The organism is Paenibacillus sp. J22R98 (assembly GCF_059383835.1).
Genome location: NZ_JBXENW010000001.1, coordinates 340,206 through 355,300, shown reverse-complemented (window position 1 = coordinate 355,300; position 15,095 = coordinate 340,206). Strand labels below are relative to the sequence as shown.

Annotated in this window: 13 protein-coding genes; all 13 read right to left on the bottom strand. The window is 50.6% G+C overall.

Going from position 1 to position 15,095, the window contains the following annotated elements; all coding sequences use genetic code 11:
• Nucleotide 1 precedes the first annotated feature (1 nt).
• Entirely contained in the window at nt 2–766 is a 765-nt protein-coding gene (locus AC50Y3_RS01635) for a pseudouridine synthase (RefSeq protein WP_494817032.1), read from the bottom strand.
• A 126-nt stretch (nt 767–892) separates the two neighbouring features.
• Entirely contained in the window at nt 893–1,681 is a 789-nt protein-coding gene (locus AC50Y3_RS01630) for an ABC transporter permease (protein WP_494817031.1), read from the bottom strand.
• A 7-nt stretch (nt 1,682–1,688) separates the two neighbouring features.
• The gene (locus AC50Y3_RS01625; protein WP_494817030.1) at nt 1,689–2,507 is read right to left on the bottom strand and encodes an ABC transporter permease; all 819 of its coding nucleotides are present in this window, start codon (nt 2,505–2,507) and stop codon (nt 1,689–1,691) included.
• Nucleotides 2,504–3,535: an ABC transporter ATP-binding protein gene (locus AC50Y3_RS01620; RefSeq protein WP_494817029.1), complete on the bottom strand. Its 1,032-nt coding sequence runs from the start codon at nt 3,533–3,535 to the stop codon at nt 2,504–2,506. Before AC50Y3_RS01620 ends, AC50Y3_RS01625 begins: the two co-directional genes overlap by 4 nt.
• A gap of 3 nt (nt 3,536–3,538) precedes the next feature.
• On the bottom strand, nt 3,539–3,997 hold the full coding sequence (locus AC50Y3_RS01615; protein WP_494817028.1) for a DUF309 domain-containing protein: 459 nt from the start codon (nt 3,995–3,997) through the stop codon (nt 3,539–3,541).
• Nucleotides 3,998–4,801, bottom strand: coding sequence for a GTP diphosphokinase (gene yjbM, locus AC50Y3_RS01610; protein ID WP_494817027.1), 804 nt, complete (start codon nt 4,799–4,801; stop codon nt 3,998–4,000).
• A 15-nt stretch (nt 4,802–4,816) separates the two neighbouring features.
• The gene (locus tag AC50Y3_RS01605) at nt 4,817–5,917 is read right to left on the bottom strand and encodes a quinone-dependent dihydroorotate dehydrogenase (protein ID WP_494817026.1); all 1,101 of its coding nucleotides are present in this window, start codon (nt 5,915–5,917) and stop codon (nt 4,817–4,819) included.
• Nucleotides 5,918–6,263: 346 nt separating this feature from the next.
• The gene (locus tag AC50Y3_RS01600) at nt 6,264–7,679 is read right to left on the bottom strand and encodes a L,D-transpeptidase (protein WP_494817025.1); all 1,416 of its coding nucleotides are present in this window, start codon (nt 7,677–7,679) and stop codon (nt 6,264–6,266) included.
• Nucleotides 7,680–7,785: 106 nt separating this feature from the next.
• Nucleotides 7,786–9,387 (bottom strand): stalk domain-containing protein, encoded by a 1,602-nt coding sequence (locus tag AC50Y3_RS01595; RefSeq protein ID WP_494817024.1) that lies wholly within the window; start codon nt 9,385–9,387, stop codon nt 7,786–7,788.
• Nucleotides 9,388–9,407: 20 nt separating this feature from the next.
• On the bottom strand, nt 9,408–11,291 hold the full coding sequence (locus AC50Y3_RS01590) for a FecR domain-containing protein (protein WP_494817023.1): 1,884 nt from the start codon (nt 11,289–11,291) through the stop codon (nt 9,408–9,410).
• 29 nt (nt 11,292–11,320) lie between these two features.
• Nucleotides 11,321–13,213, bottom strand: a complete 1,893-nt coding sequence (locus AC50Y3_RS01585; protein WP_494817022.1) for a CHASE2 domain-containing protein — start codon at nt 13,211–13,213, stop codon at nt 11,321–11,323.
• A 169-nt stretch (nt 13,214–13,382) separates the two neighbouring features.
• Nucleotides 13,383–13,619 (bottom strand): ferredoxin, encoded by a 237-nt coding sequence (locus AC50Y3_RS01580; RefSeq protein WP_091214960.1) that lies wholly within the window; start codon nt 13,617–13,619, stop codon nt 13,383–13,385.
• Between the two features lie 66 nt (nt 13,620–13,685).
• Nucleotides 13,686–14,972, bottom strand: coding sequence for a DNA polymerase IV (locus AC50Y3_RS01575; RefSeq protein WP_494817021.1), 1,287 nt, complete (start codon nt 14,970–14,972; stop codon nt 13,686–13,688).
• Nucleotides 14,973–15,095 lie beyond the last annotated feature (123 nt).

The window sequence follows — 15,095 nt, the reverse complement described above, 5'->3', positions numbered from 1 at the left end:
GTCAGTCTTCGGATGCATCCGCCTTCTTATGAACGGATTGCAATTGCATTAATTCTTCTTCTGTAAGTGGACGATAGGATCCAAGCGGCAATTCCGGATCGAGCTGAAGCGGTCCCATCGCGTTGCGGCGAAGATAAACAACCGTCTTGCCGACGGCTTCGAACATCCGCTTCACCTGATGAAATTTCCCTTCGTGAATGGTCAGCGTAATCCGGCTGTAAATGCCGTCTTCCTTGGTTTCCTTCTCGCCAATAACAAGCTCGGCCGGCATCGTCTCATAGCCGTCATCCAGCGTCACGCCTGCTGCGAAAGCCGCTTGATCACGCGCATCCACGTCTCCGTGGACGATTGCTTCATATAGCTTCGGTACATGCTTCTTCGGGGAAAGCAGATCATGTGCCAGCTTCCCATCGTTTGTCAGCAGCAGCAATCCTTCTGTATCCTTATCCAGCCGTCCAACCGGAAACGGCTGCAGCACCCGATCCTCAGGATCCAACAAGTCGATCACGGTACGATCTCGCGAATCCTCCGTCGCCGATACCACGCCTTGCGGTTTATGCAGCATGACATAGATTGTCTCGCGATAAATCACTTCTTCTTCATCGAAGCGTACCACCGCTGCTTCAGGATCAAGCTGCAAGCCGAAATCTTTGACCACCGCACCATCCACGGTCACTCTTCCCAGCTTCACAGCCCGTCTAATTTCACTGCGCGTTCCAAACCCCATATTTGCCAGCAGCTTATCCAGCCGCATCCGCTTTGCCATTCCCTTTACGCCTCCAACATGCATCATCTTCAACCATTGTATAATAAAGGCGCTGGCTTGACCAACACCCGGGTAAAAACAAAAACAGCCCCCGCGGGCATTCTGCCGCAAACGGGGACTATCATTTTAGCTGCTGGCGCTCGTATAAGCCCGCAATGCCCGCTTCCATAACAAGCGAGCCGCGAGTAGAAACAGCATCGCCAGCAGCAAAGCGCCGATTGCATGCGAGGCATCGAACCGTCCTATTAATGCCTCAGCGGGAACCGTCGTCACAAGCCCGATCGGCATGACATACAAGAGAGCTAATCGAAGCGCACCCTTATAGACGCTGACCGGATATCGTGATGTTTCGAATAACGAACCGAACAGGAACGCCAAATTATCGACCTTAACCGCCCAGAAGGACATGACCATCATGCCTGTCCAGAGCGCATAGATAATAACAAGCGACGCTATAAACAACAAACCAAACATCACTATGCCGCTAACGCTTGGCAGCCCCATTATTCGCCATACTGCATAACCGGTCAAACCAAGCCCCAGACCAATATCGGCGAAACGCCACAGCACGAGATGCCGGAAACTGACGAAAAACTGGCTGTCCACCGGTTTCAGCAAGACGAAGTCGAGCGTCCCTTGCCGAATGTGCGCGACCAGCCGCGACATATTGGGCTGTAGAAACAGCTCCACGAAGCCATGCAGCGCATTGAATACGCCCAGAAGGGCAAGTACTTCATCAAACGACCAGCCGCCAAGCGAAGACGAACGGTAAAAGAATAGTACGACCGTCAGAATCGACATCGCAAGCGAGAACAAAGTGGAGCCTAAATTTGCCGCGAAGTTCGCCCGGTATTCAAATTCTTCAGCCAGGCACGCATGGAAGAAAGTTCGAAACAATCGATAAGCTCGCCTCATATCGCCATCATCCTCCCGACGCGCCGTAGCGTTTAAGTCCCTGCCGCCACATGACACGGAATAAGAGCAGCAATGCGAGAAGCCAGCCCAGCTGCTGTACGAATCCAACTAAGATTTGCTGCGGCTCACCTTGCAATCTACCCGTAAGCAGATCAACAGGGAACGCGACTGTTACGTAGAAAGGCAAATACTTAGCCGCATAAGTAACCCAATCCGGAAACATCGACAACGGTGCGATCCGTCCGGATAGAAACAGATGAACCCCTTCGTACAAGGCGTACACTGCAGTCGCCCGATTGCTCCAGAATGCAAGCAAGCCGAACATGTATCCGATCAGAAACCGTAACGCCGACGATAGCGCAACAGCAAGCAGCACAAGACCAAACGTTCCGAGCCCGACTGTCGTTCGCATCGAGGGAATGAACAGGGCAAGAATGAGCCAAGACGGAATCATCAGCACCGCGAAGAAGATTTTGTAGACGAGATTCCCATTAATACTCCAATGGATCGGATGAAAAGGCCGAAGCAGTTTACCAGAGAAGGTCCCTTGCCGGATATCATTGTCCAGCTCATAAACATCCCATGATCGCGTGAGACGGTCCACGACCAGCACCGCACAGAAATAGAGCACATAATCTGATGCACGATACCCGGCAATAGAGTCGCTGCCGCTAAGTGATGTCCATACGGCCAAGCTGACCAGAGGCTGCACGAATGCACCGAACATCCAGATTAAACTCTCGCTTCGATAGGCCATCATGATCGCCCAATCCGCTTTGAAGACGACCGCATACTTACGCCAGAAAGCCCCTGCCGCAAGCATCATACCCCGATCTCCTTCGGCAGCTGGACCTGCTCCTGCTGCGGTTCTTCTCCATTCGCATAAGCCATTCCGATGACCGACTCTAGGGAAGGATCCTCAATCGTCAAATCTACGACGGGCAGCGAAGTGAGCAGCTTAGCCGATAAACCGGTCACATCCTCGCGCGGTGCTTCCACTTCGAGCTGTGGATACACATACGATACAAGTCTTCCGCCGCCGCTATGTACAGCCGCTTGAACGGTTTCTGCCGCAACCGGATCACCTAATACCAGGGAAATCCGTTTATACGGCGAGAACCGATCAATGAGCTTGCTGATTGCGCCATCATAGAGCAACTTACCGTGGTTGATAACCAGCACCCGCTCACATAAAGCAGATACATCTGCCATATAGTGGCTTGTCAGCAGGATGGTTGCTTTATAATCTCGGTTATACGAGGAGATGAACCTGCGCATCGCTTCCTGCATATTCACATCGAGTCCGATGGTCGGCTCGTCGAGAAACACCAGATCAGGCCGGTGCAGCAGTGCGGCGACCAGCTCGCATTTCATTCTTTCCCCGAGCGACAGTTGACGAACGGGCTTATCCATTACTGCGGAGAGATCCAGCATTTCCGTAAAATAATCGATCCGCCGGCGATAATCAGCCGGCGCAATATCGTAGACTTCTTTGTGAATGAGAAACGTTTCAGAGGCCGGGATGTCCCAGATCAGCTGGCTTTTCTGTCCCATCACAAGGCTCACTCGTTTCTTGAACGCATTCTGCTGCTGAAACGGAATAAAGCCGCCCACTTTGATCTGACCCGAAGTCGGATGCAGAAGACCTGTTAGCAGCTTCATTGTCGTTGTTTTGCCCGCCCCGTTTGGCCCAAGGAAGCCAACAATCTGTCCCTCCGGGATATGAAAATCGATACCGTCTACCGCTCGCACTTCCCGGTATTCCCGGTGCCATAAGCTTCGCAGGGAAGCGGCAAAGCCGGGCTGCCTGACGTGGACGCGGTACACCTTCGTTAACCCTTGAACCTCTATCATCGATTAATCCTCTCCATGAAGACGATTTTCTAACGGAATTTCCGCAAGCGCTTTCGTAAGTTCGCGCAGTTCAGCATCGAGCACGGCAAGGCGGAATGGAGCAAAAGCAGGCGGTGCCTCGCCAGAGGACGCTGCCCCTCGCTCCTGCCACGCACGAAGCGGTGCCAAGCTTTGGGCGATATCTGCCCGCAGCTGCTTTAAGTCCAATCCCATCAGCTCGTCCGGATAATGGACAAGCTTATTCTCCGCCTGCGTGAATAGCTTAACCGCACCGGAGAAATTGTCATTACGGAAGTGATGCAGGCCAACTGCCGCCTGAAGAAGCCCTTGATAGAGGACATTGCGGCCCTCCTCGAGCCACAGTTCCTCCATCACTTCATGGCATTCGAAATAATCCTCATCTACATTAAACAGCACTACAAAGTGAACGAACCTCTCATCATACGTATGATCCGTTCCCACTTAAGTTGTGCCGCCTTTCTTCGCCCGATTGATGGCTGTGCGAATTTCATCGGACAGCATCCGGATTCCATAGGCGTCTTCTTGCTCCCACAGCTCATTAAACCTCAGTTGGAACTGAACGGCTTCACGAACGCGATGGAAGAAATACAGCTCCTGAATATCGCTGAGCACGCTGGATACCATATTCGACTTCTCTTCAAATTCCCGCTGTGCGTTAAGAATCTCTTTGCGAATGCTCGACATTTCGGTATCCAGCACAGATGCCGCTTCCGCCGCTTTCTTCAGACGGCCGCGCACCTCATCCGGTAGGCTCTCTTTATATTTATAATTGAGCGAGTGCTCGATCGTCGCCCAGAAATTCATAGCCAGCGTACGGATTTGAATCTCAGCCAATACATGCTTGAGTCCGATAGCCGTTTGCACCGGATACTCGACGATCATATGGTAGCTTCGATAGCCGCTGTCTTTGAAATTCGTAATATAATCCTTCTCATAAACAAGCTTCAAATCTTGCCGTAACCGTATAAATGACGCTACGCGATGAATATCATCGACGAATTGGCACATAATGCGGATGCCCGCTATATCCTCAATGCCGGTATCGATATTCTCCATTGGCACCGACAACCGTTTCGCCTTCTCCAGTATGCTGGAAATCCGCTTGACCCGGCCGGTTACAAACTCGATCGGTGAATAAGCTTCCCTATTCTTTAGCTCCGTGCGAAGCGTCTTCAGCTTCACCTTTAATTCTTCTACCGCTTGCTCGTAAGGCTGCAAAAAAAGTCCCCAGTCTCTACCGTCCATCCGGCCGCCTCCTGTCTAAGACCGATGATCTGCTCCTACTGCTTCATTAATCGACTTAAATCCATCTCTGCGCAAGGCATCCTTCAGCCCGTCCGCAAGTTCCCGCAGCAATTCCGGCCCCCGATAAATGAGTGCCGTATAGATTTCAACAAGACTTGCACCTGCGCGAATTTTATCGTATGCATCTGCAGCAGTAAAGATGCCGCCTGAACCAATAATAGGCAGTTTTCCGCTAGTTTGTCGATAGACCTCGCGAATAACCTCCGTTGATCGGTCCTTTAACGGCTTCCCGCTTAAGCCGCCTGTTTCCTTCGCATTCGCATGCTGCAGGCCATCACGGCTAATTGTCGTGTTTGTTGCGATAATGCCGTTTACGCCGCTCGCCTTAATGGTATCAACCGTATAGCCGAGCTGCTCGTCCGTCATATCCGGCGCGATTTTGACCAGAACCGCCTTCCGCGTACCGCCGTTCTTCTTTGCTTGAACAGCCATTTCTTCCATTACGGTCGATAACAGAAGTCTCAATTCATCACCATGCTGCAGCGCCCGTAAATCCGGGGTGTTCGGAGAACTAATGTTGACGACAAAGAAGTCGCCGTATGTATATAAGGCTTGCAAGCAAGCACGGTAATCCTCGTGGGCCAGTTCGTTCGGTGTTGTCTTGTTCTTACCTATGTTGACCGCGATCGGTATACGTCTGTTCGTATCCTGCGCCAGTCTAGCCGCCATTGCAGCCGCACCCTCATTATTGAAGCCCATTCGGTTAATCAGCGCTTCATCGGATGGCAGCCGGAACAATCGCGGAAGATCATTGCCGATCTGTCCTTTAGGTGTAACTGTTCCTACCTCGGCAAATCCGAAGCCGATATTCGCGAACATATCGACAGCCTTGGCATTCTTATCCAAACCTGCCGCAAGTCCAATCGGATGGGCAAAATGGAGGCCAAACAGATCGACTTCAAGCTCTTTCGCTTCCGGAACACCGTACATCGCACGCATCAGTGCCGGTATTCCCGGTACACGGCTTGCGGTATGTAGTCCATCAATGACCATATGATGGGCTTTCTCGGGGTCCATTCGGAAGAAATAAGGCTTGGCCAATTTTGAATACAACAACGTAACTCACTCCGTTCTTCGTGTTAGCTCTACCGAACAGTTTAACGTGTTAGAAGGGAAAAAGAAAGAGCCTGCCGCGGCTTTCCTGCGCGCAAACCCCTTATTTACAACCGGTAGAGTAGTTGTATCTAGGTAAGAAAACGATTACAATAAGGGTACAAACCCACTTAAAGTAAAAGAAAGGTTGATCCACATGAGCCAAGCCAAGAAGAGACCCCCCATTATGAAGAGCAAGCCCAAAGAACAAATCAATAAGAAGGCGCTCGTTTGGATTGGATCAATTTTCAGTGTTGTCGTCATCGTGATGGCCGTGCTGCTAATTCTTGATAATAAATAGCATCTCGTTCTAACTTAACCAGCGATAAACAACAGCGGTGTTCGTCTCGTCCTGCACCGGCTTCAAGCGGAAACGCTCAGCAGCCGGGGTCGCAGCGCCGGGGAGAACATCGCTTTTTATATCCACTTTTGTTCCGAGCGGTACCAGATCGTACAGCTCCTCCAGATCCTTCTTATTCATCCGCACACAGCCATGTGACTCATCCTTCCCAATACTATCCGGATCATCCGTCCCATGAATCGCATAAAGGGTATTGGAGAGCGTCATGCCGCGGCTGCCGAATTCGCTGTCATCCCGTCCGTTCGGATTCTTCACCTTCTCACTGATGAAGAACTGACCCGATGGTGTCTTCTTGCCGCCAAGACCTACGGTATAACTGCGGACAATAATATCACCGGAGACGACTGCAAGCTGATGGCTGTCTGGATCTACAATAATCGATAACGGTTCATCGGAGAGCTTCGTCTCGGAAGAACCGGAAGCCGTGGTTTGCGAGGCTGAATTGGAAATTGAGCCTTCACTTCCGGCTTTCCCTCCATTAGTTGTTGAACCTCCACCACTTGCAGGTTTCCCAGCTGCACGATCCTTGCTTGCCTGCAGCAGCTCCGGAAACAGCTTCTTCATCTGCGGCGACGTTCCGGACAGGACATTATTCGGATAAGAGCGCGTCAGATCATCCATACCGGAGGGCCAAGCCTTAGTACGCTCGTGATAGTGCGTAATCGCACTCCCAAGCGTCCAGCGCATTTCTTGCTCGCGGCTCCACTCGGTATAGGCTTTGTAAGCCGAGGCTGTATTTCCCGGCTGGCAATCACAGGTTTGACGATCAAGCAGACGAACCGCGGCAGCATCAGCCTTCGTTTCCCGCTTCGCCTCCGCCAATATACGCGTCTTCCCTGTCCATATGCTCCATTTCCCATCACGCTGCAGCATGACTGCTAATCCGGTTTGCGAGACATTCCCCCCACCGGTTAACAAAGCTCCTAGTGCATTGCCTAATGTCTTCTCTCCTGCCGGTTTAATGAAGGCAACCCTCAGCTCATCTTTCGCATTGGTTTGACTCTGCATAGCTGCGGTATCCTTGCCGGTATCTTGCTCTGCCTCATCCTTCGCTATCCCGAAAGGCGCTGCCAGTACGATCCCGAGAAAGACTACTGAAGCAATAGAAACGCGGATCAATAGATTTCTAACCCGTCGCTTCTTATTCCACTGCTCGATCATAACGCTCGGATCATGAGCCAGCTCATGCTGCTTACGTTCATAGGCTTCATACACACTGCCCGACTGCAGAAAACAGTAATTGGCCTTCGCTTCCTTGCCTTCTTCCATATATTGTTTGCCTAGTAGATACCACGCCATTCGATTGGTCGGATGGTTCTGTACGTAGCGCTTCAAATAGGATTTGTCATTCTGATCCTCGAACATGAAACTGAACCTCCGGTTCTTCGAATTGTTGTAGCTACTATATCGGCAAAAAAAGCTGTACGGTTTGCACCGCACAGCTTTTTTGTGAAAATTTTAATGTACGATCTTAGAATTTCTTATCGCGCAGCAAGACGGATCGGGAATCGGCTAACCACTGCACATCAAGTCCAAGCTCCTCCGCGAAGAAACGAACCGGCAGGAATAATCTGCTGTCAGATGTGAATGATGCCGAGCGAAGTGTCAATGTTTCGGATGCTCCGCTTGGCAGCTTCTTCACGATTTGAGCGGAGCCGCTCTTCACCGTATAGCTCACGCCATTAAGCGCCAGCACAGCCGATCCACCTGAATATTTCACTTGGAAACCTAGCTTCTCGGTCAGCACTCTAAGCGGTACGAACGTTGTTCCCGCCTTAATGATCGGCGCCGCATCGGAGTGGATCACATTCTGATGATACAGCAAATGGATGCTTCCATCAGCTTTCAATTGCTCTGGCACTGTATACGGGACTACTACTCGAACCGTATTACTTCCAGCATCCGCAATTCCGAATGCGCCTTGTCCCATCCATACAACATCGGTCGGCCGATTCAGTGTCGCACTTCCCGCAACTCCGCCGGATCTGCCCTCTTCACCGGGCGTACCCGCAACCGTCGTTACCACGCCTTGATTCAAATAACGGATAACATGATTGAGCGAATCGGCGATAAGTACGCCGCCTTCCGGTGTGACGGTCAATCCACGCGGCGTTTGGAATTTAGCAGCCGCTGCCTTGCCGTCGGCATAACCGCCCTCCGCGTATGGAGCTTTGGCTTCATATTGGGCAGCCGTACCCGTTACGCCTCCGGCAACCGTTGTAACTGTCTGCGTTTTGAAATCAATATAACGAATGCGATTATTGCCGGTATCACTAACATATAAATTGCCTTTCGCATCTAGTGCAAGGCCGCTCGGTTCATTGAATTTCGCTTGGCTGAGCGGGCCGTCCGCATAATCGCCGACGCCTTCGACTACGCCGGGGAAATATTCGATAATCCGAGTCGAAGCGGCGTTCAGCGTCGTCACTTTGCCCGCTTTGATTTGGCGAATGACATGATTTAACGTATCCGCCACATAAATGACGCCATCGCCTGTAACAGCCAGATCCAGCGGATGATAGAAGCGCGCTGCTTCACCGGTGCCGTCAGCCGAGCCAATGATTCCATTCCCGGCAAGGGTTGTCACCTTACCTTCATTCGAAATTTTACGGATTGCATTATTCTCGGCATCTGCAATGTAAACGGCACCGCTCGCATCTTCCGCCAATCCGGATGGACGATTAAATGCGGACTCCGCTACGGAACCATCTACCAAGCTTCCAAGTGGAGAATTGAACTCGTCATCTCCGATGTAAACCCCCGCTGCAGTAGCTGTCTGCGAAGGTGTCACAACACGCAAATTCTGATTGCGGGAATCTGCAACCAGAAAGGCATCGGCGCCGGCATCATAGAGCAGCGATGTCGGTTCGCGAAATGCTGCTGCCGTTGATTTGCCATTAGTCAATTCATAAGCGCCGGTGCCTGCCGCCGTATACACCTCATAAAGCGGTTTGTTTCTAAGCACGGAATCAACCGTCGCTGTAGATGAAGCAGCATATAGGTTGCTGCTGAATGAACCTAGCAGTACCGCCGCTGCAAGTGTAAGCGCGGCAGTTTTCTGTTTATTGATCATGAGCTGCTTTTCCCCTTACGTCAATTTTTGGCGGGCTTCACTTGAAGCGTTAGCTCCGGTCCCTTAACAGTCGCTACCGGAACACCGGCTGCATCTACAGCAGTAATGGATTTAATCCGGAAGTGAATCGGCGTTGCAAGTGTATCCGGGCCAATTTCCTCATTGCCAGGCATTATCGCTCTGACAAGGAACGGCAGCTTCAAGACCGACGTGGCATTACTGATTTGAACAGAATCACCTGAGAATTTCGCTACCGTATAAACCAGCGTCTTGCTCGTTTCGCCGTCTACGATCCGATAGTCGTCTACGCTGTTTGCGCCTGATACGTTCTTTCCTTCAGGCTCAACCACGAAACCGCCTCCACCGGAGCGGTAATTGAGGGAAGTTGATGCGCCATCAAAGCTGCCTATATCGAAAGTGGCCGGCCCTGCATCGTATTCGATCTCAATTTGATACCCTTTGATTTTACGTGAATCGATAAACCCGCTAAACTCGACTTCCAGATCGACCGCTCCCGTAGGACCGGACAGGATGAGCGGCGAGGTAGCATAGGCAATTTGACTGAATTTCAAGCTGGCAAGCGCATTCGTTGATGTACCATTGTTGGTACCGCTGCTTGAACTATTCTCTTTAATCGGCTCTTTCGCGATTTCCCCGCGGTCCGCATTAAACTTGTCCTGCTCTGCTTTAGTCAGCTTCTCGAAGTAAAGCAGCTCCAGCTTCTTCGTTAGTTCGTCCAAAGCCTTCCGATTCTCTTCGGCCAGCTTCGCCTGCTGTTCCTTCGCCTTCTTTACGGCTTCAGCCATTTTTTCCTTCTGTTCCTGCAATTGCTTCTCTTTGGCTTCGCCAAGCTTCTTCTGCTTCTCCTTGAGCTCTTCAGCTGCTTTCTGCTTCAACTTATCTGCTTCGGAAAGCTTCAGCTCTGCAACTGTGTCCAGGTCTAGCAGCTTCTCTTTGGCATCCTTATTAATCTGATCAATGACAGATTTATCGATCTTCTGCTTCTCCACCGCTTCGCGAGCCATGATCGACAGCAGGTTCGTCAAATTATCGGTTGCTGCTTGCAGATCCTCTTGCGATTTAATCGTACCGCCGAAGTTATTTTTGCCCGCAGGATCATCCATGCTGTTTTTCGCTTTCTCCAGCATTTCATCCTGCTCCTTGCGAATGTTAGCGGCATCCTCAAGGATGGCTTTGATGATTTCCGGAGAAGCGTTATTAATGAAGTTTGTAATATCCATGATCGAAACGGAGGTCATTAAACCTTCTCCGTCTGCATCGTTCGCTTCATCTAGCTGCTGAGCTGGATACAACAAGACTGTATCATCTTGCTCCGACTCCCCATCTGTCCCAAGACGAATACCACCTGTAATGGACTCAATTACGCCGGCTGCCAAGAACACGCTCGTCAGCCCCGTTCTCGGATTGACGCCGACAAAGAACTGAGTTCCGCGTACGCCCATGATCGAGGTTGGCGTTTCCACTTCAAATTGATCATTCGCATTGGAAACGGATTTCACTTTCACCCACAGCGAGCCTGCCCATACGCTCATTTTGGTTTTGGTGCCGCTCGCTTCCTTCAGTTTCGTGAACGTAACCTGAGAGCTTGGACCGATTGTAATCGTATCCTTATTGGCATCATCACTGGCTAGCTGAAGCACAACACTGCCATCTTTACTCGTTGCAATTTGGTCGCCTTCATTTAAGCTCATGTTTTTAAAGGCCGCGAATGGCTTAGCTCCGCCCGATTTAAGAACAGAAACGGAACCTTTCATCGAATCTACGATCGCAACGCGCATCACTTGAGCCGAAGCCTTACCCGCACCTGCGAAAAATGAAGCCGGTCCTATCGCGAGCAGCAAGCATAACATCGTGAGCAGCCTGCGGTAGTTTGTGCTGATCATGTTCCTACTCTCCCTTTCAGCTGATCCTTCTAGATCGCCTCTTTATTCGTAGTATCCACTTCGCTATGTTCATCCGCCTCGCCTAATACTTCCGTAACCAGGACAGGCTTCTCTTTCCCTTTCACTTTCACTTCGCCGATCGATTGCGTAATGAATTTGCCCTGCACCCGGGCCAGTGTTTCTTCACTGATCAGAATTTGCCCCGGCTTCGCGTTAGACTCCAATCGCGCTGCCAGATTGACGGTATCGCCGATCGCCGTATAGTCAAGCCGCAGCATCTGAGAGCCTATGTTGCCGACAACGGCAGGGCCGCTGTTCACGCCGACACCGAATCGAACGGGGACACCAATCTCGCGCAAACAACGTTCCTCGAGCTCCGCCGATTGGCGTTTCATCTCTAGCGCGGCACGCACAGCGAGCTCAGGATGGTTCGGCTGCGATATCGGCGCGCCGAAGATCGCCATCACACCGTCTCCGATGAACTTATCGAGGGTGCCATTCCAATTGAAAACAGCCTTCGTACAAATATCCAAATATTCATTAAGAACTTGTATAACCTGCTCCGGTTCCAGCTTCTCGGACATCGGTGTAAAGCCTCGAATATCGACGAATATAACGCTGATATCCCGGCGTTGACCGCCAACTGTTACTTCCTCGCCGGAAGCGAGCATTTCATCCACGACCGTACGCGGCACGAAACGTCCAAAAATATTCGTGACCCGGCTGCGTTCTCTTCGTTCCGTAATATAATGGCTGACGACGGACCATATGAAGACCGTAGTTAATGCCAAGAACGGATAGGTAAAGGTGATAAAGAATGATTTAAGCTGATAAAGCTCTATCCACACCAAAATAAATACTGCTGCGAGTGCTCCATATACGGCAAACGCCTTCCTGCCGGTAACCCGTTCAAATAGAAGCGTTGCAAGCAGCGTCAGTAGAATGATCAAAGCATAATTAACAACAGGACTTGCTTTCGTTGAGAACTTCCCGGCAACCAGCGACTGAATCATATTGGCGTGAATCTCAACTCCATACATCTTCAGCGTCGGGCTGAGCGGAGTTAAGTACTCGTCCTGCAAGCCCGGCGCGAATGGTCCGATCAGCACAACATCGCCTTGATAGTAATCCGCCGGGATATTTCCAGAGAGCACATCGAAGAAGGATTGTGAATCATAACCTGTTGCTAGGCTCATTTCTTCACGAGGCTCCGTATAGAATTCCGTGGCGATCTGATTACGGCTGTCTGCCGGAATTCGCTGCTCTCCGCGATACCAATCTTTCTTCTCCTCATTCCACGCAATTTGATGCGCTTGATCCAACAAATAATTGGCCAGCTTCACACTGAATGCCGGAATCACTTGGCCTTTATCATCTTTCAATCCGATCGTCAGCTTACGGACTGTTCCGTCTTTGTCCTGTAGGACATTGATATGTCCTAATTGATCAGGTCCTGCTCCGATTGTCTCGGCAGGATAGGAAATCGATTCCGTTTCAATCTCTCCGGCTTCATCTTGTCTCGCCTTGAAGTTAAAGACGACAGGTAAGATGACATTGGGGTACTTCTTCATCGACTCTGCCATCAGCTTGTCGCTCTCCGGATCATTCCCAGGTTCAGCCAGCACGACGTCCAGTGCGATGGCTTTAGCACCCGCTTCCGCCAACATCGAGATTAGCTGTGCATAGAGTCCACGGTCCCATGGAAATTGTCCTAAATTGTCGAGCGAGGCTTGGTCGATTTTGATGAGCTTGATATTCACATTCGGTGCACGATCCGCATCTGCCTTTTGCATGATGTTATCCTGCAAAATCGACTCTAGCCGGCCTAGCGTGCCGCCTGTTCCCAGGCTGCTTAGAAACGACCAGAACAAACAAATCAGCAGCCCTGAGGCCGTTGTTATCAACCACTTCCGCCTAAGCATAATGTCCCCCTAATCCCGCAAAAATCAGTAAATTTTTCCTAGTAATCTTCCTTCTATTCTAGTTCACCTTCAGAAGATATGGCAATATAAACATGTCGAAACAACAAGAAAAATCCCACCTCTTGTCGAAACAAGAAATGGGATTATTCTTCAATCCTATTTAGCAGAATTAGTTATTAAAAGGAGCGTCTGCGATTTTGATGGAATCCGTCGGGCAGCCGTCTGCCGCGTCTTGCAAATCATCGTATAGGTCAGATGGAATTTCTGTATTGCCGTGATTACCGTCGCTGCCGAAAATAACCTCTGCTAGACCTTCATCGTCGTAGTCGTAAATGTCCGGTGCCGTTGCTCCGCATGCTCCGCAAGCAATGCACGTATCTTTTTCAACCCAAGTAAACTTCGACATCGTATTCCCTCCTATTAATTGTAAGCCAAGAAACTTACGATTGTGTGGTTTTTTAGCGAACAACCCTCACTCATCACTATATAACATATGCTCGTCTGTTTGCAAGGATGTCCCCCTAATTCGTTTGTTACGAATTAATGCGGAAGGATCGTCTCCAAGCATGCCGGCCGTTAGGACAGCATCCTCGCCAAACTTATCGCGAAGCATATCCATAGCTTTCGTTAGTGCGGCTTTCTTTGGCTGCTCTTTATACTCGAACAAGTCTAGCTGAACAGCCGTTTCTTCCTGCAATGATAGATTCTGCAGTGTGATCCCTAGCAGCCTGACAGGCTCGCCAAGCGGCCAATGTTTATCGAATAGTTTACAAGCTTCTTTATGGATGTCTGCAGCGGAATCTGTAGGCACAGGAAGCGTAATGGATCTGCTCACTGTAGTCATATCCGGTCTGCGGATAACGATCTGTACGGTGGATGCCATCATTTTCTGATGACGCATTCTGCGTCCGGTTTGATCGGCCAAATTCAGCAAGATCCGGTGCACATCCGCGCGATCTTTCACGTCTTTGGGCAGTGTCGTCGTATGACCGACGGATTTGTTCCGTTCTCTGGCTGCATTAACCGGCGAATGATCATATCCATACGATGCCGATTTCATCCATGAACCGAGTACGCCAAAATGTTTCGTCAGCATGGCTTCATCGGCTTCCGCCAGTTGCCCGATTGTTCGTATATTGAGTTTCGTCAGTTTATCAGCTGTCTTTCGCCCGATTCCAAACAGCGAGTCACATGGTTTATCCCACAGCAGTTTCGGAACATCTCGAATGCGGAGCACGGTGAACCCGTTCGGCTTCTGCATATCTGAGGCCATCTTCGCCAGCAGCTTATTCGGCGCGACGCCGACCGAGCATGGCAGGTTCCATTCGTTGCGAATGCGATCCTGAATGGCATGCGCAATTTCCAGTGGTTCTCCGAAAGTGGATGAGCCTGTAATATCCATATAGCATTCATCGATTGACATCGCTTCTACCAGTGGCGTGTATTGCCTGGCAATAGACATGAAACCTCGCGAATAGGTGCGGTACAGATCAAAGTCAGGGCGAATGAGTATCAGATCCGGGCAGCGGCGCATTCCTTCACGCACGGTCATCCCTGTCCTCACCCCTTGCTTGCGGGCTGCATAGGAAGAAGTGACAATAATGCCCTTGCGCAGCTCTACGCTGCCGGCAACCGCTGTTGGCTTTCCTTTATATAGATGCGGTTCCTCCGCTTCATGTACAGAGCAATAGAATGCATTCATGTCCAGATGCAAAATAATCCGGTTCTTAGCAGCTGGTTTCTGTTGATCCGCAGACATGGCCAACTTCCTCCTATTCCGCAAAATATGCTTCTCACTTCAGCATACAATTGCCGATAAGGCCAGTCAACTTGCGGCTTTTCGGGAGTGGCAACCTAACATTTACGCACCGCACAAGTAATG